Here is a 21,738-nt window from a genome sequence, read left to right on the forward strand (position 1 = left end):
CGCTGCACTTCGCTGACGCTATCGTGTCGTCTCGCTGTCCAGCAGCCCGCAGCAGAATATGGCAATCAGCGCTGCGATGATGAAGAAGTCGAACAGCGTGAGATACTCGAAAAAGGCAGACATGGCCTGCACCTCTCCTCCATTTCCTCCGGTTGTAAGAATACCCCAAACCACCTCTTAGTTCCAAACAAGAGTTGCAGTCCCGGCCGCGCCGGACAGCAGCCCGGTTCAAGCGGGAGGATTCTTGCCGCAGTTGCTTACTGTGCCTTGAAAGCGCACGCCGCGGAGATTAAGAGGACGGGTGACAATGCCGCGTTCAACGGGCGAGAGGATATGATGGATTTCGAAGCAGCACGCGCAAAGATGGTCGACAACCAGATCCGTACGACGGACGTCACGTCGCATTCCGTGCTGACGGCCTTCCTGACGGTGCCGCGCGAGGCCTTCGTGCCGGAGAAATCCAAGGCTCTTGCCTATATCGACAACGATGTCGAAATCTCGCCGGCAGCGGGCGGCGTGTCGGCGCGCTTCCTGATGGAAGCTTCGCCGCTGGCAAAGCTGCTGCAACTTGCTGCCATCAGCACGGACGATGCAGTTCTCGAAGTCGGCTGCGGCACGGGCTACACCTCGGCTCTGCTGGCCATGCTTGCCGGTTCGGTGGTTGCGCTTGAATGCGACGAAGCGCTTGCAGCCGAAGCAAAGAAAAACCTCTCCGGCTATGCCAACGTTTCCGTCGTCACCGGCGCGCTGGAGCAGGGCAACGGTGCCGGCGCGCCCTACGATCTGATCTTCGTCAATGGCTCCGTCGAGGAGGTCCCCGCTGCCCTTCTTGGCCAGCTCGCCGAGGGCGGCCGTCTTGTCACCGTTCAGGGCTACGGCAACGCCGCGCGCGCCAAGGTATTCTTCAGCGAAAACGGCGCTGTATCGGAAAACGTGTTCTTCAATGCTTCGGTCAAGCCGTTGCCGGGCTTTGCCAAGGTTCGAGAGTTCGTCTTCTGAGCGTATTTTTCAGGATTTATGAAGCGGGCGCCTCGGGGCGCCCGTTTTGTTTTCGGCCTGTCGCAAAAGCGTCAGCGGCGCTGGCCTAGACTGCCGCAACAAAACTGTGCACGGGCGCATTCATTTGATTCGCGCTGATTTTTTTCATGTCTGGGGTATTCTAAGGTCTGGGTGATTCGGATGCCCACTCCACGCAATCCGATCTTTTTGCAGGGATAACGGGGATAGATATGGCTCAGCCAGGCGTAGTGCGTGAACCGTCCATGGAAGAGATTCTGGCGTCGATCCGCCAGATCATCGAGAGCAATGAGCCGGGCGCGGGCAGGGCGATTTCGCCGTCCCTGCCGCCTGTCTACGGTGCCGATGACGAGGAGAGTGACTCCAACATCCATCTGACGGTCGACGAGACTTATGCTGACGTCGAGTTCCCCGAGCCTATGATGATGTCCGATCCGCGTTTCGTTGCGGCGAATTCGGCAGGCAGCCGCGAAGCGGAAGCGCCGGCACCGGCGCGGGCGATGTCGCTTGCCGATGTTGCTGCCCGCGTTCGTGCCGCCTCGGAGCGTACCGCACCGCAACCACAGCACGAAGCGCCGCCGGTCTTTCGTCAACCGGAACCGGCCGGATCCCCCGACCAAGAAGCCCGCCATCCGGCGGAAGCCGTTTCGGCACCTTTTGGTGCTCCGCCGCCGGCCGCAATGCCGGCACCTGCCGTTGCGCAGGCAGAACGCGTTGACATGCCGCAGCCAGCTGCCGCAGAACCGGCGCAGCGGGCTGCCGTCCCGCCGGCCGCCGACGCTGAAGAAAAGCTTTTGCCGAATCTTGCCGAAGAAACCCAGAGCCTGATTTCGCAGAGCGCCGGCCTGCAGGTTGCACGCTCGTTCGAGGAGCTTGCGCTTGCGATTGATGGCGCCGAGCGCCGCTCGCTGGACGAGATTGCCGAGGACATGCTGCGCCCGATGCTGCGCGAGTGGCTGGACGACAACCTGCCGACGCTTGTCGAACGGCTGGTGCGCGAGGAAATCGAACGCGTGGCGCGCGGCCCGCGCCGCTGACCGGGACCGCTTTTATCGAACAAGCCGCTCCGGTCCCCGGGGCGGCTTTTTTATTGACTTGCCGTCAGCCATCCTATTTACAACCCCCATCCTAAAACCCCGAAGTTTGGTCATAAAATGCTCGACAAGACCTATGATTCCACCGCAGTCGAACCGAAAATCGCCGCGAAATGGGATGAGGCCGATGCGTTCCGCGCGGGCGCCAACAAGAAGCCCGGCGCCGAGACCTTCACGATCGTCATCCCGCCGCCGAACGTGACCGGTTCGCTGCACATGGGACATGCGCTGAATAACACGCTGCAGGACATCATGATCCGATTTGAGCGCATGCGCGGCAAGGACGTGCTCTGGCAACCGGGCATGGATCATGCGGGCATCGCCACACAAATGGTCGTCGAGCGCAAGCTGATGGAGCAGCAGCTGCCGGGCCGGCGCGAGATGGGCCGCGACGCCTTCATCGAGAAGGTCTGGGAGTGGAAGGCGGAATCGGGCGGCTTGATCTTCAACCAGCTGAAGCGCCTAGGTGCTTCCTGCGACTGGTCGCGCGAACGGTTCACGATGGACGACGGACTCTCGGAGGCTGTTCTCGAGGTATTCGTCACCCTCTACAAAGAGGGTCTGATCTACAAGGACAAACGCCTCGTCAACTGGGACCCGAAGCTTTTGACGGCGATCTCCGACATGGAAGTCGAGCAGGTTGAGGTCAAAGGCAATCTCTGGCATTTGCGCTATCCGCTTGAGGAGGGCGTCACCTATCAGCATCCCGTAGCCTTTGACGAGGAGGGTAAGCCCACCGACTTCGAAACGCGCGACTACCTGGTTGTTGCGACGACCCGGCCCGAGACCATGCTCGGCGATACTGGCGTGGCGGTGAATCCCGAAGACGAGCGCTACAAAGCGATCATCGGCAAACACGTCATCTTGCCGATCGTCGGCCGCAAGATTCCGATCGTTGCCGACAACTACGCCGATCCGACGGCCGGCACCGGCGCCGTCAAGGTCACCCCTGCACACGACTTCAACGACTTCGACGTTGCCAAGCGCACGGGCCTGCGGGCGATCAATGTTCTCAATACCGATGCTTCGGTTACCATCAAGGACAACGAGGACTTCCTGGAAGGTCTCGGCCATCCGGCCGCCTTGCATGGCGCCTGGGACCGGCTGGAAGGCCAGGATCGCTTCACGGCCCGGAAGATCATCGTCGAGATTTTCGAGGAAGCGGGGCTGCTCGACAAGATCGAGCCGCACATACATACGATCCCGCACGGCGACCGTGGCGGGGTGCCGATCGAGCCGCGTTTGACCGAACAATGGTGGGTGGACAACAAGACGCTTGCGAAGCCTGCCATCGCATCGGTCCGTGAAGGTCGCACTCAGTTTGTTCCGAAGAACTGGGAGAACACCTACTTCCAGTGGATGGAGAACATTCAGCCCTGGTGCATTTCCCGCCAACTCTGGTGGGGCCATCAGATCCCGGCCTGGTACGGTCCGGACGGCCAGGTCTTCGTCGAGAAAACCGAGGAGGAGGCGCTGCAGGCTGCGATCCAGCATTACCTGTCGCACGAAGGCCCGATGAAGGCCTTCGTCGAGGACCTCTTGGAAAACTTCAAGCCGGGCGAAATCCTGACGCGCGACGAGGACGTTCTCGACACCTGGTTCTCCTCGGCGCTCTGGCCTTTCTCCACGCTCGGCTGGCCGGAGCAGACCCCGGAACTGGCGCGGTACTACCCGACGAACGTTCTCGTCACAGGCTTCGACATCATACCGTTTTGGGTGGTTCGTATGATGCAGATGGGCCTGCACTTCATGAAGGACGAGGACGGCAATCCGGTCGAGCCCTTCCATACCGTCTATATCCACGCGCTCGTCCGCGACAAGAACGGCCAGAAGATGTCGAAGTCGAAGGGCAACGTCATCGATCCGCTCGAACTGATGGACGAATACGGCGCCGACGCATTGCGCTTCACTCTGGCGATCATGGCTGCACAGGGCCGCGATGTTAAGCTCGATCCGGCTCGCATCGCCGGCTACCGGAACTTCGGCACCAAGCTTTGGAACGCCACGCGCTTTGCCGAAATGAACGGTGTCAAAAGCGATCCGAACTTCGTACCGGAGGCCACGGGGCTGACGATCAACCGCTGGATCCTGACGGAGCTTGCCCGTACGGAACGTGACGTAACGGAAGCAATCGAATCCTACCGCTTCAACGATGCGGCCGGTGCGCTTTACCGGTTCGTCTGGAATCAGGTCTGCGACTGGTACCTGGAACTGCTGAAGCCGGTCTTCAGCGGTGAAGACGAGGGCGCGAAAAAGGAGGCTCAGGCCTGCAGCGCCTATGTTCTTGAAGAGATCTACAAGTTGCTGCATCCGTTCATGCCGTTCATGACCGAGGAGCTTTGGGCGCATACGGCAGGCGAAGGCGTCGAGCGCGAAACGCTGATCTGCCATGCCGAATGGCCGGCGCCGTCCTATGCCGACAATGCTGCAGCCGACGAGATCAACTGGCTGATCGACCTCGTCTCCGGTATCCGCTCGGTTCGCGCCGAAATGAACGTTCCGCCGTCGGCGACTGCGCCGCTGGTCGTCGTCAAGGCCAACAATCTGACGCGCGAACGGCTTGCCCGGCACGAGGCGGCGATCAAGCGCCTTGCCCGTGTCGAAGCGATTACGCTTGCCGATAGCGCCCCGAAGGGGGCAGCGCAGATCGTCGTCGCCGAAGCGACCGCCTGCCTGCCGCTCGGCAGCCTGATCGATCTTTCGGTTGAAAAAACTCGCCTGGAAAAGGCAATAACCAAGACCGAAGGAGAGATCGCGCGCATCAACGGCAAGCTGTCCAACGAGAAGTTCGTCGCCAACGCCAATCCGGAAGTGGTGGAAGCGGAGCGCGAGAGGCTGGCCGAATTCCAGAGCCAGATCGCAAGCCTCAAGGTAGCGCTGTTGCGCGTCATTGAGGCCTAGGCTTCCCTAGGCGTATAATACCTCAAGGCGTCCGATTGGTCGGACGCTTTTTTTGGCCGTTGAAATGATTCGATCGTCCTGGCTGAATATTTCCGGCTGCAAACATACCGTTTTGCGAATTTATGAAATGAAATGCCCTCTCGGGGCGAAAATCACGACTGTTGTCTGATTGATACAGATCACCCGATATGTGGAATGGCAATCCAAAAATACCCATAAATGATTAGGGTATTAGGATAAAATTTTATGAACAAAAAATATTGACGTGCCCGTCAATTCCTTACGTCAATTTAACACCTCTCCCGCATTATGGCTGCAAGAAGGCGCAAGTTGCCATTTATCGCGATCGCCTGCACTCTGCCGCCATTGGAGTGCTTAAGTGGGGGAGACACAGTTGGCATCTGGTATGTTTTTCAAAGGCGTAGCATCGCTCGCCGTCCTTTCGTCCTTCGCTTCGTCATCGTTTGCAGGCGGGCTGGAGCGCGGCGGGTATAATATCGACCTTCTGTTTGATCCTTCGCGCTTTGCGGTCGAATCCACGGCCACTTTCGTGATGCCGCAGCGCAAGCTGAAGAATGTGGATGATATCAACCCTGCGAACGGCGATCTCAACACGATCCCGGGATACTCCACCTCGGCGGATGACAGCGAGGACTACTGGTCTCCCCGTATCGGCGCCAAGGCTGCAATCGGCGATGCGGACTGCATGTTCGATTATTCGCAGCCCTATGGTGCTCACACCAATCCAGGTGCTCGCTGGGCGGGCGCAAGCGATAACATCGAGACAAAGGTCAACAGCGACAACTATGCTCTGACCTGCTCTTACAGATTCGACATGGGGCCAGGTCAGTTTCGCGTCATTGGTGGCGCCAATTACCTCGAAATGGATGGTTTCAAGGAACGCCTCCTCGTTCCACCGGAGCTCCTTGGCCTTCTGGGGCTTCCTGGAAGCGGCGTGGGTCGTCTTGATCTTGAGGGGGACGGCTGGGGATGGCGAGCCGGCGTGGCTTACGAAATTCCGGAATATGCGCTTCGTGCGAGCTTGATGTACTACAGTGAGGTCAAGCTTAACGAAGTCACGGGAACGGTGGACTTGACGCAGGTGCCGGCCGCCCTTCATCCCCTCGGCGGACTGATCATTCCGGTAGAGGGATCGACGGCGATGCCGGATGCTGTCGAACTGAAGCTCCAATCAGGGATTGCACCAGATTGGCTTGCATTCGGCTCCGTCAAATGGACGGACTGGAGCCAATTGCAACGCATCCCGTTCTACAATAGCGGTGTCGAAATCACCTCTCTCGATCTGGGTTATCGAGACGGCTGGACAATTACCGGCGGTGTCGGTCACAAGTTCAATGATCAGTGGAGCGGCGCCGTCAGTGTTACTTGGGACCGCGGCACATCTCAGGAATACGGTTCGCAGACCGACAGTTGGCTGCTCGGTGCCGGTGTTTCCTATTCGCCGAACAAAAACGTCGAGTTCCGCTTTGGTGGCGTGCTCGGCATCCTGACGAGCGGGGATTCGTCTCCGACCACGATTGACGGTGTTGGTGTGGGCGACGAGGCGACATACGAGTTCGACAACGATCTGGTGACGGCGCTCTCGACGTCCCTCAAAGTCAAATTCTGATCTTGCATCAATGACGTAGAAGAGCCCGGCAAATACGCCGGGCTTTTCTTTGCGCCCGCCGTATTAACCTTGCTCCAAGTCATCTCATTTTGTGACGATTCAGCAACACATTTTTACGACAGTTCGCATATCATGCCGGCGGGGCGAATTTGTCCATTTCCCGCCACAAACAGGGCGCAGCGATATTTGCGGGCGAGGGAATGGCAGGCGTAGGGTACGTTTAAGAAGCAAGATGGGTCGAGTTTTTTCCGCGACGGGCAAAGAGCGTATGAGCGCCGGCTTGGATGCCGCTTCTTGTGCGATTCAGCTTTTCCCGCAAGGCGATTCCGCCCGAAAAATTCACTCAGAAGTCACGCACCCAAGCTGTCTTTCCCTCGATGATACGGCGTCCATTGTCGCCGTACGCAGGCACCGCGATCACGCCAGCACCGGTTTGGTCACATTTGGTGTTTACGAATATTTGAAAGGCGGAAGGACGCTTGTTCGCTCCGCAGGAATGACGCCGCAGGCATTGCAGGCGGACCAGGCCGGAACGCGGGTGGTCTATCGCGATGCGCAAAAAATTCAGGCTCTCGAAGAAGGGCCGAAGGCTGGATGCGACGCGGGCAAAGGGGCCATTGAGCCCGCCGCGGGATCGCTCGCCTGGAGGAATACGCCGGGAAGCCGGGCAGCGGAGTATATGCTGCCATGGCGGTCTGCGATGGAAGCGAAAGAAACCGAGTGAAATGCTGACATCCGAGTTCAGACTTTTCAGATTTACGCTTATGGGGCTGTCTATCGCGCTTTCGGCGGCGATATCCTCCCCGGCCAAGGCATTCGATATCAATGCAGGCGTCACCAAGGAATCCGGTCCGTTCGATCTCTTCAAGTTCGGCTTCAAGGCCTATAAGAGCGGCCAGAAGGAAGAGGCCATCGAAGCCTATAAATACGCCGCCGAAAAGGGCCATACGGGTTCGCGCTGGGCGCTCGCCAATATGTATGCCGACGGCGACGGCGTCGCCCAGGACGATTTCGAAGCCTTCAAGATATACAGTGAGATCGCCCAGCAGGGCGTGGAGCCCGGCTCCGAAGATACCGGCTTCTTCATCAACGCGCTTTTGTCGCTCGCCAACTATTACAAGCACGGCATTCCCGGCAGCCCGGTGCGGACCGATCTCAGCCAGGCCCGCCAGCTCTATTTCCAGGTGGCATCGACCTTCGGCGTCGCTGAAGCGCAGTTCCAGCTCGCGCAGATGATGCTGTCGGGCGACGGCGGCACGCGCAGTCCGCAGCAGGCGAAGAAGTGGCTGAACCAGGCCCGCAAGAGCGGCCACCCCGGCGCCATGTCGGTCTTCGGCAATATTCTCTTCCAGGAAGGCCAGTCGGCACGCGGCCTGGCGCTGATGACGGCAGCGCTCGACCGCTGCAAGCCGAAGGATTGCGGCTGGATGGAATCGCTGCAGGAGCAGGCCTTCTCGGTCGCGACCGAAGGTGATCGCCGCACGGCTGTTTCGCTCTCCCACAAGATCGCGACCGGCCGCGACTAATCTGCGACCTTAAGCTGCGAAGTCGAAATAGGCGACGACCGGAACGTGGTCGGACGGCTTTTCCCAGGCCCGTACATGCTTTTCGATCGCCACCGACGTCATGTGATCGGCGGCCTCCGGCGAAAGCATCAGGTGATCGATCCGGATGCCGTTGTTCTTCTGCCAGGCGCCGGCCTGGTAATCCCAGAAGGAATAGAGCTGAACGGCGTCGCTCGAGGTGCGGACGGCATCGGTAAGCCCGAGATTTTCGAGCCTGCGGAAGGCCTCGCGCGTTTGCGGCAGGAAGAGCGCATCGCTTTCCCAGACCTTCGGATCGAAGCAGTCGTGCGGTTCGGGGATCACGTTGTAGTCGCCGGCAAGGATGAAGACGTCCTCATAGGCGAGGCGCGAGACCGCAAATTGGCGCAGCCGCTCCATCCAGGCGAGCTTGTAGGGATATTTTTCGGTGTCGACGGGATTGCCGTTCGGCAGATAGAGGCAGCAGACGCGAAGGGCGCGATTGCCGGGGATCGAGAACACGGTTTCGATAAAACGCGCCTGCTCGTCGAGAGCATCGCCCGGCAGCCCGCGGCTCACCTCGTCCGGCGTGGCCTTGGAAAGGATCGCAACGCCATTGAAACCCTTCTGGCCATGCGTTTCGACGTGATAGCCCATCGCCTCGATCTCGAGCCGCGGGAAGGCCTCGTCGATCGTCTTGATCTCCTGCAGGCAGACGATGTCCGGATCGGAATCCTTGAGCCATTGCGTGAGGTTGTCGATGCGCGCCTTGACGCCGTTGATGTTCCAGGTCGCGATCTTCATAGGTTGTTCCTTTTGCAGCTTCGTACCCGATCTTTTATCGTGCCGTCCCACATGCGGACAAGACGACAAACCAGCCGGAAGGGATACTTCGGCCGGTTCGATGTGGATAGACAGGCAAAGCTTTAAATCGAGAAGCTGGTGCCGCAGCCGCAGCTTGCAACCGCGTTCGGGTTCTTGATCTGGAAGGATTGACCGAGAAGGTTGTCGACGAAGTCGATTTCCGAGCCTGCCATGTAGACCAGCGACAGGCTGTCGATCAGGACCTTGGCGTTGTTCTTCTCGATGACGATGTCATCGTCGCGGGCATCGCCGGTAAGATCGAACTTGTATGAAAAACCCGAGCAGCCGCCGCCTTCGACGGAAACGCGCAGCGCGTTCTTGCCGGTTTCGGCACCGACGATCGCCGCGATTCGTTTTGCCGCCGCGTCGGAAAGGGTTACACTTGTATCCGTCATGTTTCCTCCTGCCGGGGTCAAGATCCGGAGAGAATTGATACTGGCCGATGAAACGTCAAACGGCTGATATCAAAAGAATTTACCACATGCGTTGCCAGAACGCATTAATCGGCAAAGCAGTTAAGAAAGCGCCTCTTTGCCGTTTATGTTGGCTATAGGTATGAAGAGCGCGATGCGGCGTCAATGGGCGAGGTGCTGCGCGATGTTGAATGACGGTGAAAAATGAAGATTGACAGGCAGGCGTTGGGTTTTGGAAATGGCGAGCGGGCAACCTATGCGGCAGACCCCTGGACGACGCGCGGAAGGCTTTATGCCGAAAGCTGCAGCCCGACGCGTTCCGAATTCCAGCGCGATCGCGACCGCATCGTCCATACGACCGCTTTTCGCCGTCTGAAGCACAAGACGCAGGTCTTCATCGCGCAGGATGGCGATCATTATCGCACACGCCTGACGCACACGATCGAGGTCGCCCAGATCGCGCGTGCCTTAGCGCGCGCCCTGAAGCTTGACGAGGACCTGGCGGAGGGCGTGGCGCTTGTCCACGACTTTGGCCACACGCCTTTCGGCCACACCGGCGAGGACGCGCTGCACGAGGTGCTCCTGCCCTATGGCGGCTTCGACCATAACGCCCAGTCGCTCCGCATCGTCACCAAGCTGGAGCGGCGCTATGCCGAATTCGACGGCATCAACCTGACCTGGGAGAGCCTCGAAGGCCTCGTGAAGCACAATGGGCCGCTGCTGACGAAGGACGGGCAGGGCACGCGCGGGCCGGTGCCGCAGCCGATCCTCGATTACTGCGAAATCCACGACCTCGAACTTGCGACCTTCGCCAGCCTCGAAGCGCAGGTGGCAGCGATCGCCGACGACATCGCCTATAACACCCATGACATCGACGATGGTCTGCGTTCGGGCTACCTGACGTTCGAGATGCTGGAGGAAATTCCGTTCCTCGCCGGACTGATGGCCGAGGTCCGCGCGCGCTACCCCCATCTTGAGAAGAGCCGGTTCACGCATGAGATCATGCGCCGGCAGATCACGCGCATGGTCGAAGATGTCATTGCCGTCGCCCAGGAGCGCCTGACTGAGGTGAAGCCGAAAAGCGTCAAAGATGTACGCAAGGCCGGCAAGGTGATCGCAACCTTCTCGGAGGCGATGTCGCAGACCGACAAGCAGATCAAGCAGATGCTCTTCAAACGCATCTACCGCCATCCCGACATCATGCGCATCCGCGCAGGCGCCGCAAAGATCGTCACCGATCTTTTCGCCGCCTACATGGCCAATCCGAAGGAGATGCAGAGCCATTACTGGGTCGATCATATTGCAGGCCTTGCCGATGCGCCGAAAGCCCGCCATGTCGGCGATTATCTGGCGGGCATGACCGACACCTATGCAATCAGCGCCCACCGGCGATTGTTTGACCACACTCCGGATTTGCGATAGGCAGCGGGCGCCGTGGCAGGAGCTGCGTCAGAGCCTATGCATGGAAGAGTGCGATGAACCTTTTTACCGACTTCGAAGCCAGGATTAAGAACGCCCTTGAACAGATTGATATCGTCAAGGAAAAGCGATCCGAGCTCGATTTCGGCCGCATCGCCGTCGAGCCGCCGCGTGATGCAAGCCACGGCGATGTCGCGACCAATGCCGCCATGGTGCTGGCAAAGTCGCTGGGGACCAATCCGCGCGCGCTCGCCGAAATCATCATCGCCAAGTTGAAGGAAGATGCCGACGTAGCCGACGTCTCCGTCGCCGGTCCCGGCTTCATCAACATCAGGCTTTCCATCGGCTACTGGCAGCGCTTGCTTGCCTCGCTCATCGCGGCCGGAACCGATTACGGCCGCTCGAAGCTTGGCGCCGGCAAGAAGGTCAATGTCGAATATGTCTCGGCAAACCCGACCGGCCCGATGCATGTCGGCCATTGCCGCGGCGCCGTCGTCGGAGACGCGCTGGCTAACCTGCTTGCCTTCGCCGGCTATGCCGTCGAGAAGGAATACTACATCAACGATGCCGGCTCGCAGATCGACGTGCTGGCGCGCTCGGTCTTCCTGCGCTACCGCGAAGCGCTTGGCGAAAGCATCGGCGATATCCCGCCCGGCTTTTATCCGGGCGATTATCTGATCCCGGTCGGAAAGTCCCTTGCTGGCGACTATGGCGTGCGGCTGCACAACATGCCGGAAGAGCAGTGGATGCCGATCGTCAAGGATCGCGCGATCGACGCGATGATGACGATGATCCGCGAGGACCTCGCAGCCCTCAACGTGCATCACGACATCTTCTTTTCCGAGCGGATGCTGCATAACGCCGGCGCTGCCGCGATACGCACCGCGATCAATGATCTGACCTTCAAGGGCTATGTCTACAAGGGCGCGCTGCCGCCGCCGAAGGGCCAGGTGCCGGAAGACTGGGAAGACCGCGAGCAGACGCTCTTCCGCTCGACGGAAGTCGGCGACGACATGGATCGCCCGCTTATCAAGTCGGATGGCTCCTACACCTATTTCGCCGCGGATGTCGCCTATTTCAAGAACAAGTTCGATCGCGGCTTCGACGAAATGATCTATGTGCTCGGCGCCGACCACGGCGGATACGTGAAGCGCCTGGAGGCCGTTGCCCGCGCCGTTTCCGAAGGAAAATCGAAGCTCACCGTTCTGCTTTGCCAGCTCGTGAAGCTCTACCGCAACGGCGAGCCGGTGAAGATGTCGAAACGCTCCGGCGATTTCGTGACGCTGCGCGACGTGGTCGAGGAAGTGGGCCGCGATTCGGTTCGTTTCATGATGCTCTACCGCAAGAATTCCGAGCCGCTCGACTTCGATTTCGCCAAGGTAACGGAGCATTCGAAAGACAATCCGGTCTTTTACGTGCAGTATGCGCATGCCCGCTGCATGTCGGTTTTCCGCCAGGCGAAGGAGGCGTTTCCGGATCTTGACCTATCGCCCCAAGACCTTGCGGATGCGGTCTCCGGCATCTACGATCCCACGGAATTGCAGCTGGTTGCGAAGGCGGCAGAATTCCCGCGCATCGTCGAATCTGCGGCACAGTCGCACGAGCCGCATCGCATCGCGTTTTACCTGTATGATCTCGCAAGTTTCTTCCATGCGCACTGGAATAAAGGTAAAGATCAAACGGACTTACGATTTGTTAACGATAAGAACCGAGAATCGAGTATTGCCAGACTTGGGCTGGTGTATGCTGTCGCTTCGGTTTTGAAGTCGGGACTCGCCATTACAGGCACTGCCGCACCGGATGAAATGCGATAACGTCACCATTTCCCCACATTGCGCTGGCATTTGACCGCGTGGGTTTACGGGTGGGATGAGTATGGCTGACAAACAACTGGCGTATGATACGCGAAAGAAGACGGAGCTTTTCGATGAAGGCGATCCGCTGGCTGAGCTTGCGCGTATCGTAGGCTTCGAGCCGCGCATAGCCGCCAATACGGTTGCTGAAGCGCCCCGGCAGGAGCCGGCATTCAATCTCGAGGACGAGCTTCTCCGCGAATTCGAGCGTTTCGACGCTCCGCGTCCGCTCGCCGGCCTCGATCGTCCGGCCGAGCCTGCCGCCGAAGAATATGACTATCCCGCAGCCGAGGCCATCGTCGAGCCGGAGCCTGTCGATCCGCCGGGTGCCACATCGCCCGCCGGGGAGGAGGCCGAGGTCCTTTCCGCCGCCGATTGGGCCGCGCCCCAGGCGTCCGAACCAGTTTTCGGTGGTGCCCGCGATCTGATCGAGGAGCTCGAGCTCTCGATCGGCGGTCCCACGGTTCAAATTCCTCAGGCTTCGGCCTCTGCCAAGGCGCCGCAGTGGTCGGCTGCCAGCATCAAGCTTCCGCTTGCAAACTTCCATGCCGCTCGCCGCGACGAGCCGGTTGAAGCGCCCGTAAAAGGCGTTGCGCCTGTCGAGGCGGTCGCCGCTCCCGAACAGCAGCCCGAGCCTGTTGCGCATGTTCAGCCCGTTGTCCAGCCCGAACCGGTAACGGAACCGGTTATGGAGCCGGTCGCCTTTGATCCGGCCGAGGAATTCGAAACCGCTGCTCCGCAGGGTTTTCCGGCCGAGCTCGATCGCCATGACGAAGTGGTCATGGATGAAGCGCAAGCCCAGGCAATGCTTGCGCCGGTGGAGGCGCCGGTTGCGATGGAGCCCCGGGTTGAAGCTGAACCATTCGATCTGGTTGCTGCCGCAACGGAAGGCGTCGTACAGGCTGACGCCGCGCTGACTGAAGCGCCTCCCGAAGATCAGCCGATCGCCTTCGATTTCGATGATCTGCTGGCGGACGTCTCCCGTTATCCGGTTCCTCAGCGCGCGGCCTCTGCGCCCGAGGAGCCGAAGGCGGCACCTTTCGAGGAGTGGGAGCCGCTGGTCGTTGCGCCCGTTACTGCTGCACCTGACGCCGCTCCAGTGGTTGTTGCGCCTGCTGCCGCCGAAGTTCCCGCTGGGGCCGCACCTGCCAAGCAGGACGCTGACAGCGAAGATCCGTTTGCCGGCCACGATTTCGAACTCGATCTCGAAGGCATCGAACTCGAACTCGCCGATCTAGATTTTGCCGAGCCTGCAAAGACGCCGGAACCTGCTCCTGTCGTTACGGCACCGCCGCCTGCCGTGGTTGTCGCGCGGCCAGTCGGGCAGGTTGCTGCCGCTTCGCTTTACGATAGGCCGCATCCCGCAGCCGTGGAGAGCGTGGAGAGCGTGGCCGCTGCAGCCGACGCCGATGAAGATCTTCCCTTCGATGCCTCGATGATTTCCGAGGCCGACCATCATCCCGAGACTGTCGAGGACATGCATGTGCCGTCGCTGCCGCCCGTCGAGCAGCCGGCGCCGGCTGCGCCGGTAAACGACTTCGATTTCGACGTCGACGCGGAAATTGCAAGCCTCTTCGAAACGTCAGTCCGAAAGGAACCGGCTGCGGCGGCACCCGCTTGGGCTCCTGCAGCAGCCGCTGCCGTTGTTGCAGCAGCGCCGGTGGCGCCTCGGCCGCAGTCGGCTGGCGGACTTGACGAATTCGAGCGTGCGCTTGAGGAGGATTTCCGCCGCAGCGTTCGTGAACCCGTTCGCCGCGCCGAAGCGCCGGCCGAGGTCCGTATCCAATCCGCGGCCGAGGCCGAGGACATGGGTCGCGCCCGTTCCATGAAGCGGTTGCTTGCGGCTGCCGCTCTGATCATCGTCTTCGCCGGCGGTGCCTACGGCGTCTTTTCGGTTGTTACCGACGGCGGCCTCGGCATTGCTGGCGGCGAACCGCGCGTGATCGTGGCCGACAAGGAACCGGTCAAGATCGTCCCGGAAAATCCGGGCGGCAAGACTGTGCCAAACCAGGACAAGGCGGTTTATGACCGCGTTGCCGGTGCCACCGAAGCGCCGAAGCAGAAGGCGCTCGTTTCATCCGACGAAGAGCCCGTCGATGTCGTTCAGCGCACCCTGACGCCCGAAGTTCTGCCGGAAGACAACGATGGACCCATCGCCGACAACCCGGCAAGTACGCCGGTCGGCGATACGCAGGACCCGCGTCTGCTTCCGAACGAGGACACGGCTGAGAACGGTGCTGCGGCCGAAGACGGCCCCGATAGCGATCGTCCGCCCGCCGTTGCACCGCGCAAGGTTCGGACAATGATCGTCAAGCCGGACGGAACGCTGGTTGCCCGCGAAGAGCCTGCCGCACCGGTTGAAGAGCCCGCCGTTCAGCCGCCTGCCGCCGTGACGGCCTCTAAAGGTTCGGCGGCAAGCTTCCCGGCGAGCAACGAGGTCGCCTCTGCCGATATCCGCGCGACGCCTGTTGAAACGACCACCGTCGCGCCGCTGCCCGCCTCTCAGCAGCCATCCACGTCTACCCTGGAAAAGGTTGCCGCTGCAGATCCGGCAAATGCGAAGGTCGATCAGCCTGTCGCCCCGGTTCAGACACCGCCCGCCGCTGAAAAGCCTGCCGATACGGCGCCGGTACCGACGGCCCGTCCGGCCGAGCAGCCGGTCAATGTCGTCGGCACCGTGACCGAAAAAGGCAATGTCCGCCCGGCCGAACAGCAGCCGAAGCCGGCTGAAGTGGCATCCGTCGAGCCTGCCGCTGCCAAGCCGCAGCAGGCTGCACCGGCTGGCGGGTACGGCATGCAGATCGCGTCGTTGCCGTCCGAAGCAGAGGCGAACAAATCCTATGCGAGCCTGTCGAAGAAGTTTGCAAGCGTCCTCGGCGGCCGCAGCTTTGAAATCCGAAAGGCCGAAATCGCCGGTAAAGGCACGTTCTACCGCGTCCGGATCCCGGCCGGCTCGAAGGACGAGGCCGCAGCCCTTTGCCAGCAATATCGCTCAGCTGGAGGCAGCTGCCTGATTTCGAAGTAAACGGTTGATCGTTTGATCCGGAGCGGCGGGCATGTCCCGCCGCTTTTTTGTGTGCTGCTTTCCTGTGAATGGCGATTGACCTTACTCGCAATTCCCCAACAGGCCTCTATGATTCGGATATGAACGAATCAAAAGCGATGATCCTGGGCTGTAGCGGCCTGTCACTCACCCCTGAAGAAAAAGCCTTCTACAAGGCTGAGCGGCCCTGGGGCTTCATCCTCTTCGGCCGCAATATCTCCGAACCGCAGCAAATCGCCGGTCTCGTCGCCGAAATGCGCGAAAGCGTCGGCTGGCACGCGCCGGTGCTGATTGATCAGGAAGGTGGTCGCGTACAGCGCATCCGCCCGCCGATCCTGCAGCACTATCCCTCCGGCCAGGCGCTCGGGGATATCTACCGGCGCAATCGCGAGCAGGGGTTGCGCGCGGCATGGCTGATGTCGCGGTTGCACGCCTTTGATCTTCTCAAATTCGGCATCAATGTCGATTGCCTGCCTGTTCTCGACGTACCGGTCGAAGGCAGCAGCAGCGTCATCGGCAACCGTGCCTATGGCGGAGATCCGAAAACCGTCGCCGATATGGGGCGTGCCGCGGCCGAGGGGCTGAAGGCCGGCGGGGTGCTGCCGGTGATGAAGCATATCCCGGGCCACGGCCGCGGCTTTGCCGATTCCCACCACGAACTGCCGGTCGTCACGGTCTCGCGCGATGAACTGGAAGCGCACGACTTCCCCCCCTTCATCGCCATGAGGGACGAGCTTGCGGCAATGACCTGCCACGTCGTCTTTACGGCGATCGATCCGGACAATCCGGCGACGACCTCCAGCAAGGTGATCGACGGCGTGATCCGAAAGCGCATCGGTTTCAAGGGCCTGTTGCTTTCCGATGATACGTCGATGAACGCCTTGGCTGGGACAATTAGCGAGCGGGCTGCAAATATCATTGCAGGCGGATGCGATATCGTGCTGCATTGCAACGGCCATATGGACGAGATGCGGCAGGTCGTGGCAAACACGCCGGTATTGGCGCATGCCGCGCTGGAGCGGGCAAATGCCGTGCTGGCGGGCTTCCCAAAAGTCGACCAGGCGGACGAGGCGGCGATCCGCGCCGAATTCGACGGAATGTTCGCAACCGTCTGAGCGATGGAAGAGAGGCAGAGGTGAACACGGTCAAAGGCACAGAGTGGACACAGGCGGCGGCAACGCCGATGGACAAGCTTTGGCAGGACAATGGTGCCGACCGCGCGAGCCATGAGCCGGCGCTGGTGATCGACGTCGCCGGCTTCGAAGGCCCGCTCGATCTCCTCCTCTACCTCGCCCGCAACCAGAAGGTCGATCTTTCGCGCATTTCGGTGCTGGCGCTTGCCGAGCAGTATCTGCAGTTCATCGAAACCGCCCGCCGCATCCGCATCGAGCTTGCCGCCGATTATCTCGTGATGGCGGCATGGCTCGCCTATCTCAAGTCCCGCCTGCTGATCCCGCAGCAGGTCAAGGACGACGGTCCCTCCGGCGAGGAGATGGCCGCAACGCTTGCCTTCCGCCTGAAACGCCTCGAAGCCATGCGCGAGGCTGCAAGCGGGCTCGTCAACCGAAACCGTCTCGGCCGTGATATCTTTGCCCGCGGGGCGCCTGAGCATATTCCGGACCGGCAAAAATCCGCGTACGAGGCAAGCCTTTACGATCTCCTGACCGCCTATGCGTCGCTCCGCCAGCGCCAGGCCGTGACCCAGGTCACGATCGCGCGCCGCACCGTCTGGTCCCTGACCGATGCCCGCGAACTGCTGACCCGCATGATTGGCGACATCGGCGGCTGGACTGTGCTGGAGCATTACCTTCTGCGTTATCTGGCATCGCCGGAAGAGCGCGTCACGGCAATCGCCAGCGCCTTTGCCGCCTCGCTGGAACTCGTACGCGAGGGCAAGCTGGAGATCCGCCAGGACGCCGCCTTCGAGCCGCTCTATATGCGCCGGGGACCGAAGCATGCGACCCTGCAGGTCGTCGAGCAGGAGAGGCCCGCTTGATGGATTCCAGAGACGATATCGGCCGCGGTGAAGGCGAGGGCGCTTTCCACGAGAATTTCCAGGCGGAGATGGAAGCCGAGCGCATCGCCGAGGCGTTGGTCTTTGCTTCCTCGCAGCCGGTTTCCGAAGCCTTCATCGCCGATCGCTTGCCGAGAAATTTCAGCGTTCGCGCCGTCATGCTCCGGCTCAAGGAGCAGTATGCGCCGCGCGGCGTCAACCTTGTCCAGGTGGATGATGCCTGGGCCTTTCGCACAGCCGCCGATCTCTCCTTCGTCATCCGCCGCGACGACAACGAAGTCAAGAAGCTGTCGCGTACCGCCCTTGAGGTTCTGGCGATCATTGCCTATCACCAGCCGGTCACCCGCGCCGAGATCGAAGATATCCGCGGCGTGCAAACCTCACGCGGCACGCTGGACGTGCTGATGGAAGCAGGCTGGGTGCGCTTCCGCGGCCGCCGGCGCACGCCCGGCCGGCCGGTGACGCTCGGCACGACCCGCGATTTCCTTGACCATTTCGGCCTCGAGGAACTTCGCGACCTGCCCGGGTTGGAGGAGCTGAAGGGCGCCGGCCTTCTTTCCGGCCGCATTCCCGCGAATTTCAACATCCCATCGCCCTTGATGAGCGACGAACTGACCGAGGACGAGGATCCGATCACGCAGTTGGACCTTGAGGAATTGGGTCTTCTCGCGCCCGGCGGCGCCTCTGAAGATTAGTGTCATCCGGTCTTTGTTTTGACACCGACGACGAAAACAATAGAGATCACTATAATTCGATACCCGGACGACTTGTCATTATGGGCGAAGCCGTGACATTAAGCGTCAATTCAAGGGGAGTTTCGATATTGGAAACGATGTCGGAAACTCTTACATCGAAGAAAGATCGCAACAGGGAGTATGCGTAATGGGTTCTTTTAGCATGTGGCACTGGTTGATCGTTCTGGTCATCGTGCTGTTGCTGTTCGGCCGCGGTAAGATTCCGGAGCTCATGGGCGACGTTGCCAAGGGCATCAAGAGCTTCAAGAAGGGCATCAACGACGAAGAAGCGCCGGACACGGCGAAAACCGTCGATCACAAGGCCGACGAACCGAAGTAACAAGTCCGGGAACGGGTGGCTTTTGCCCCGCTTCCCCTCCAGGAGCCTTGAATGTTCGATATTGGCTGGACCGAGTTGCTTGTCATCGCGGTCGTGTTGATCGTCGTCGTCGGTCCGAAGGATCTGCCGCCGATGCTGCGCGCTTTCGGCAAGATGACGCAGCGTGCCCGCAAGGTCGCCGGCGAATTCCGCGCCCAGTTCGACGAGGCGTTGCGGGAGGCGGATCTCGATGACGTACGTCAGACGATCAGCGATGCGCAGCGGCTTAATCCGGCAAACAGCCTGCGCGAGGCGATGAACCCGCTTCGCCAGATGGGCAACGACATCAAGGCCGACCTGCAGAAGGCAACGGCGGTCGAAAACAAGACCGAAGCGCCGCCGGTTACCGTGCCGGCGCCGTCGATGAGCCTGCCCGAAACGCCGCCTGTCGTTGCGCCGGCTCTAGAAGCGGGCCCCGCACCAGCCGTCGCCGAAAAGCCGAAGGCCGTGCGCAAGCCGCGCGCTGCCGCCGAAAAGGCGCTGCCTGCGGCTGCAACCGGGGCTGCTCCTGCTGCAAAGACCGCCGCCGCCGCGAAAGAACCGGCCGCAGCAACAAAGGCTGCGCCAGCAAAGCCTGCTTTGGCAAAGAAGACTGCAGCCGCTGCGAAGAAGACGGCGACCAGGAAAAAGGACGAGGCATGAGCGGTGATATCGAAGACAAGCCGCAGCCGTTGATCGAGCACCTGATGGAGCTGCGCACGCGGCTGATCTGGGCGATCGGCGCGTTTTTCGTCGCCTTTATCGTCTGCTTCTTCTTCGCCAAGCATCTCTTCAATGCCCTGGTTTACCCTTACAAATGGGCAGTCAGCTGGGCCGGCCTCGATGTAACGAAGGCACAGCTCATCTATACGGCTCCGCAGGAGTTCTTCTTCACGCAGGTGAAGGTCGCGATGTTCGGCGGCCTTGTGATCGCCTTCCCAATCATTGCCGCGCAAATCTACAAGTTCGTCGCCCCCGGCCTCTACAAGAACGAGCGTGCGGCCTTCCTGCCGTTCCTGATCGCATCGCCGGTCCTGTTTCTGCTTGGAGGCGCACTCGTCTATTTCTTCTTCACGCCGATGGTCATGTGGTTCTTCCTGACCATGCAGCAGGCGCCGGGCGAGGGCGATGTCGCGATCTCGCTGTTGCCGAAGGTTTCGGAATATCTGAGCCTCATCATGACGCTCGTCTTCTCCTTCGGTCTCGTGTTCCAGCTTCCGGTCGTCACGACCCTGCTTGCGCGCGTCGGCCTTCTCACCTCGCAGTGGCTTGCCGAGAAGCGCAAGTTTGCGATCGTGCTCGCCTTCGTCGTCGCCGCCGTGCTGACGCCGCCCGATCCGATGTCCCAGATCGGCCTTGCACTGCCGACGATCCTTCTCTACGAGATTGCCATCTACGCTGCGCGACTCGTGGAGCGCCAGCGTTCCCGGCAGGCGGTCGAAGAGGCGGACGGGTCTGCGGACGTTGCCAAGACGGACAGCGTTTGAGCGGTTCTCCGAAATTCCCTCCTGAACGCATGCAAAATATCCGGTCGAGGCCCGGTCAGGCTTTGGCCGGGTCATGTCCTTCGTAACGACCCGGAACGACAATGCTCGATATCAAATGGATCCGTGAGAATCCCGAGGCGCTCGATGAAGCACTGGCCAAGCGCGGTGCGGAGCCCTTGGCCCAAAGCCTCATAGCTCTCGATGAGAAGCGCCGTTCCGCCGTACAGAGGGTGCAGGACCTGCAGTCCCGCCGCAACGCCGCCTCCAGGGAAATTGGCGCGGCGATGGCGCAGAAGAACAGCGAGCTTGCCGAAAAGCTGAAGGCCGAAGTCGCCGAGATGAAGGTTTCGCTGCCGGCGGCCGAAGAGGAAGACCGCCAGCTGACGGCCGAGCTCAACGACGCGCTGGCGCGCATTGCGAACGTGCCGCTCGACGACGTACCGGTCGGCAAGGACGAGCGCGACAACGTCATCGCTCGCACGGTCGGCGAAAAGCCGCGCTGGAACCACACGCCGAAGGAACATTTCGAAATCGGCGAAACCCTTGGCTACATGGATTTCGAACGTGCCGCCAAGCTTTCCGGTTCGCGCTTCACCGTGCTGACAGGACCGCTTGCGAGGCTCGAGCGCGCGCTCGGTCAGTTCATGATCGACCTCCACACGACGGAACATGGCTATAGCGAAGTCAGCTCGCCGCTGATGGTGCGCGACGAGGCCGTGTTCGGCACCGCACAGCTTCCAAAGTTCGCGGAAGACCTCTTCAGGACGACTGACGGTCGCTGGCTGATCCCGACGGCTGAAGTAACGCTGACCAATCTGGTCTCGGGTGAGATTCTCGAGCAGGAAAAGCTGCCCCTCCGCTTCACCGCGCTGACCCCGTCTTTCCGTTCTGAGGCAGGTTCGGCAGGGCGCGATACGCGCGGCATGCTGCGCCAGCACCAGTTCTGGAAGTGCGAACTCGTGTCGATCACCGATGCCGAGAGCTCGATCGCCGAGCATGAACGCATGACGGCCTGCGCCGAAGAAGTGCTGAAGCGCCTCGGCCTGCATTTCCGCACGATGACGCTCTGCACCGGTGACATGGGCTTCGGCTCGCGCAAGACCTACGATATCGAGGTCTGGCTGCCGGGGCAAAACGCCTATCGCGAAATCTCGTCCTGCTCGGTCTGCGGCGATTTCCAGGCGCGGCGCATGAATGCGCGCTATCGCGGCAAGGATGACAAGAGCACGAAGTTCGTTCACACGCTGAACGGCTCCGGCACCGCCGTCGGCCGCTGCCTGATCGCAGTGCTCGAAAACTACCTGAACGAGGACGGCTCGGTGACTATCCCCGACGCGCTGCTGCCCTATATGGGCGGTTTGACGAAGATCGAACGGGCGGCCTGAAGC

At 60.8% G+C, this 21,738-nt stretch carries 18 protein-coding genes; 16 read left to right on the plus strand and 2 right to left on the minus strand.

Translation table 11 applies throughout. The annotated features are described in order from the left end of the window. Positions 1–333: 333 nt before the first annotated feature. The 6 genes from RGR602_RS08285 (at position 334) to exoR (ending at position 8,168) form a co-directional block, all read left to right on the plus strand. On the plus strand, positions 334–999 hold the full coding sequence (locus RGR602_RS08285; protein ID WP_170251337.1) for a protein-L-isoaspartate O-methyltransferase family protein: 666 nt from the start codon (positions 334–336) through the stop codon (positions 997–999). Between the two features lie 230 nt (positions 1,000–1,229). Further along, on the plus strand, positions 1,230–2,054 hold the full coding sequence (locus RGR602_RS08290) for a PopZ family protein (RefSeq protein ID WP_039844702.1): 825 nt from the start codon (positions 1,230–1,232) through the stop codon (positions 2,052–2,054). 117 nt (positions 2,055–2,171) lie between these two features. Continuing rightward, positions 2,172–5,012: a valine--tRNA ligase gene (locus RGR602_RS08295; RefSeq protein WP_039844703.1), complete on the plus strand. Its 2,841-nt coding sequence runs from the start codon at positions 2,172–2,174 to the stop codon at positions 5,010–5,012. A 394-nt stretch (positions 5,013–5,406) separates the two neighbouring features. Continuing rightward, the gene (locus RGR602_RS08300; protein WP_039844704.1) at positions 5,407–6,642 is read left to right on the plus strand and encodes an OmpP1/FadL family transporter; all 1,236 of its coding nucleotides are present in this window, start codon (positions 5,407–5,409) and stop codon (positions 6,640–6,642) included. Positions 6,643–6,874: 232 nt separating this feature from the next. Next, on the plus strand, positions 6,875–7,366 hold the full coding sequence (locus tag RGR602_RS37010; protein ID WP_203226190.1) for a hypothetical protein: 492 nt from the start codon (positions 6,875–6,877) through the stop codon (positions 7,364–7,366). A gap of 1 nt (position 7,367) precedes the next feature. After that, positions 7,368–8,168, plus strand: a complete 801-nt coding sequence (exoR, locus tag RGR602_RS08310) for an exopolysaccharide production regulator ExoR (protein ID WP_039844705.1) — start codon at positions 7,368–7,370, stop codon at positions 8,166–8,168. Between the two features lie 9 nt (positions 8,169–8,177). Here exoR and xth read toward each other — a convergent pair whose 3' ends face one another. Together xth and erpA are read right to left on the minus strand one after the other, a co-directional pair. Then, entirely contained in the window at positions 8,178–8,969 is a 792-nt protein-coding gene (gene xth / locus RGR602_RS08315) for an exodeoxyribonuclease III (RefSeq protein WP_039844706.1), read from the minus strand. A 122-nt stretch (positions 8,970–9,091) separates the two neighbouring features. After that, the gene (gene erpA / locus RGR602_RS08320) at positions 9,092–9,424 is read right to left on the minus strand and encodes an iron-sulfur cluster insertion protein ErpA (protein WP_022715352.1); all 333 of its coding nucleotides are present in this window, start codon (positions 9,422–9,424) and stop codon (positions 9,092–9,094) included. A 222-nt stretch (positions 9,425–9,646) separates the two neighbouring features. Here erpA and RGR602_RS08325 point away from each other — a divergent pair, with 222 nt between their 5' ends. The 10 genes from RGR602_RS08325 to serS all read left to right on the plus strand — a co-directional run bounded on the left by RGR602_RS08325 (position 9,647) and on the right by serS (position 21,735). Then, entirely contained in the window at positions 9,647–10,864 is a 1,218-nt protein-coding gene (locus RGR602_RS08325) for a deoxyguanosinetriphosphate triphosphohydrolase (RefSeq protein ID WP_039844707.1), read from the plus strand. Positions 10,865–10,917: 53 nt separating this feature from the next. Then, positions 10,918–12,675, plus strand: coding sequence for an arginine--tRNA ligase (gene argS, locus RGR602_RS08330; RefSeq protein WP_039844708.1), 1,758 nt, complete (start codon positions 10,918–10,920; stop codon positions 12,673–12,675). 61 nt (positions 12,676–12,736) lie between these two features. Beyond that, entirely contained in the window at positions 12,737–15,739 is a 3,003-nt protein-coding gene (locus tag RGR602_RS08335) for an SPOR domain-containing protein (protein ID WP_039844709.1), read from the plus strand. A 119-nt stretch (positions 15,740–15,858) separates the two neighbouring features. Beyond that, positions 15,859–16,872: a beta-N-acetylhexosaminidase gene (nagZ, locus tag RGR602_RS08340; protein ID WP_039846731.1), complete on the plus strand. Its 1,014-nt coding sequence runs from the start codon at positions 15,859–15,861 to the stop codon at positions 16,870–16,872. A gap of 20 nt (positions 16,873–16,892) precedes the next feature. Beyond that, positions 16,893–17,753, plus strand: a complete 861-nt coding sequence (locus tag RGR602_RS08345; RefSeq protein ID WP_039844710.1) for a segregation and condensation protein A — start codon at positions 16,893–16,895, stop codon at positions 17,751–17,753. Next, entirely contained in the window at positions 17,753–18,466 is a 714-nt protein-coding gene (gene scpB / locus RGR602_RS08350; RefSeq protein WP_052451510.1) for an SMC-Scp complex subunit ScpB, read from the plus strand. Before RGR602_RS08345 ends, scpB begins: the two co-directional genes overlap by 1 nt. A 187-nt stretch (positions 18,467–18,653) precedes the next feature. Beyond that, the gene (locus RGR602_RS08355; RefSeq protein ID WP_022715359.1) at positions 18,654–18,845 is read left to right on the plus strand and encodes a twin-arginine translocase TatA/TatE family subunit; all 192 of its coding nucleotides are present in this window, start codon (positions 18,654–18,656) and stop codon (positions 18,843–18,845) included. 51 nt (positions 18,846–18,896) lie between these two features. Beyond that, a complete protein-coding gene (tatB, locus tag RGR602_RS08360; RefSeq protein ID WP_039844712.1) occupies positions 18,897–19,526 on the plus strand; it encodes a Sec-independent protein translocase protein TatB in 630 nt (209 codons plus the stop codon). Further along, positions 19,523–20,350, plus strand: coding sequence for a twin-arginine translocase subunit TatC (gene tatC, locus RGR602_RS08365; RefSeq protein WP_039844713.1), 828 nt, complete (start codon positions 19,523–19,525; stop codon positions 20,348–20,350). The genes tatB and tatC overlap by 4 nt, the downstream gene beginning before the upstream one ends. 101 nt (positions 20,351–20,451) lie before the next feature. Next, the gene (serS, locus tag RGR602_RS08370) at positions 20,452–21,735 is read left to right on the plus strand and encodes a serine--tRNA ligase (protein ID WP_039844714.1); all 1,284 of its coding nucleotides are present in this window, start codon (positions 20,452–20,454) and stop codon (positions 21,733–21,735) included. The last annotated feature ends 3 nt before the right edge of the window (positions 21,736–21,738 follow it).

The sequence above is a fragment of the Rhizobium gallicum bv. gallicum R602sp genome (genome assembly GCF_000816845.1).
Lineage (GTDB): Bacteria > Pseudomonadota > Alphaproteobacteria > Rhizobiales > Rhizobiaceae > Rhizobium > Rhizobium gallicum.

Excerpts from the sequence above, each read along its gene's own strand:
- RGR602_RS08285 (WP_170251337.1), top strand. The coding sequence starts at position 334 with ATGATGGATTTCGAAGCAGCACGCGCAAAGATGGTCGACAACCAGATC.
- RGR602_RS08290 (WP_039844702.1), top strand. The coding sequence starts at position 1,230 with ATGGCTCAGCCAGGCGTAGTGCGTGAACCGTCCATGGAAGAGATTCTG.
- RGR602_RS08295 (WP_039844703.1), top strand. The coding sequence starts at position 2,172 with ATGCTCGACAAGACCTATGATTCCACCGCAGTCGAACCGAAAATCGCC.
- RGR602_RS37010 (WP_203226190.1), top strand. The coding sequence starts at position 6,875 with ATGGGTCGAGTTTTTTCCGCGACGGGCAAAGAGCGTATGAGCGCCGGC.
- exoR (WP_039844705.1), top strand. The coding sequence starts at position 7,368 with ATGCTGACATCCGAGTTCAGACTTTTCAGATTTACGCTTATGGGGCTG.
- xth (WP_039844706.1), bottom strand. The coding sequence starts at position 8,969 with ATGAAGATCGCGACCTGGAACATCAACGGCGTCAAGGCGCGCATCGAC.
- erpA (WP_022715352.1), bottom strand. The coding sequence starts at position 9,424 with ATGACGGATACAAGTGTAACCCTTTCCGACGCGGCGGCAAAACGAATC.
- RGR602_RS08325 (WP_039844707.1), top strand. The coding sequence starts at position 9,647 with ATGAAGATTGACAGGCAGGCGTTGGGTTTTGGAAATGGCGAGCGGGCA.
- argS (WP_039844708.1), top strand. The coding sequence starts at position 10,918 with ATGAACCTTTTTACCGACTTCGAAGCCAGGATTAAGAACGCCCTTGAA.
- RGR602_RS08335 (WP_039844709.1), top strand. The coding sequence starts at position 12,737 with ATGGCTGACAAACAACTGGCGTATGATACGCGAAAGAAGACGGAGCTT.
- nagZ (WP_039846731.1), top strand. The coding sequence starts at position 15,859 with ATGAACGAATCAAAAGCGATGATCCTGGGCTGTAGCGGCCTGTCACTC.
- scpB (WP_052451510.1), top strand. The coding sequence starts at position 17,753 with ATGGATTCCAGAGACGATATCGGCCGCGGTGAAGGCGAGGGCGCTTTC.
- RGR602_RS08355 (WP_022715359.1), top strand. The coding sequence starts at position 18,654 with ATGGGTTCTTTTAGCATGTGGCACTGGTTGATCGTTCTGGTCATCGTG.
- tatB (WP_039844712.1), top strand. The coding sequence starts at position 18,897 with ATGTTCGATATTGGCTGGACCGAGTTGCTTGTCATCGCGGTCGTGTTG.
- tatC (WP_039844713.1), top strand. The coding sequence starts at position 19,523 with ATGAGCGGTGATATCGAAGACAAGCCGCAGCCGTTGATCGAGCACCTG.
- serS (WP_039844714.1), top strand. The coding sequence starts at position 20,452 with ATGCTCGATATCAAATGGATCCGTGAGAATCCCGAGGCGCTCGATGAA.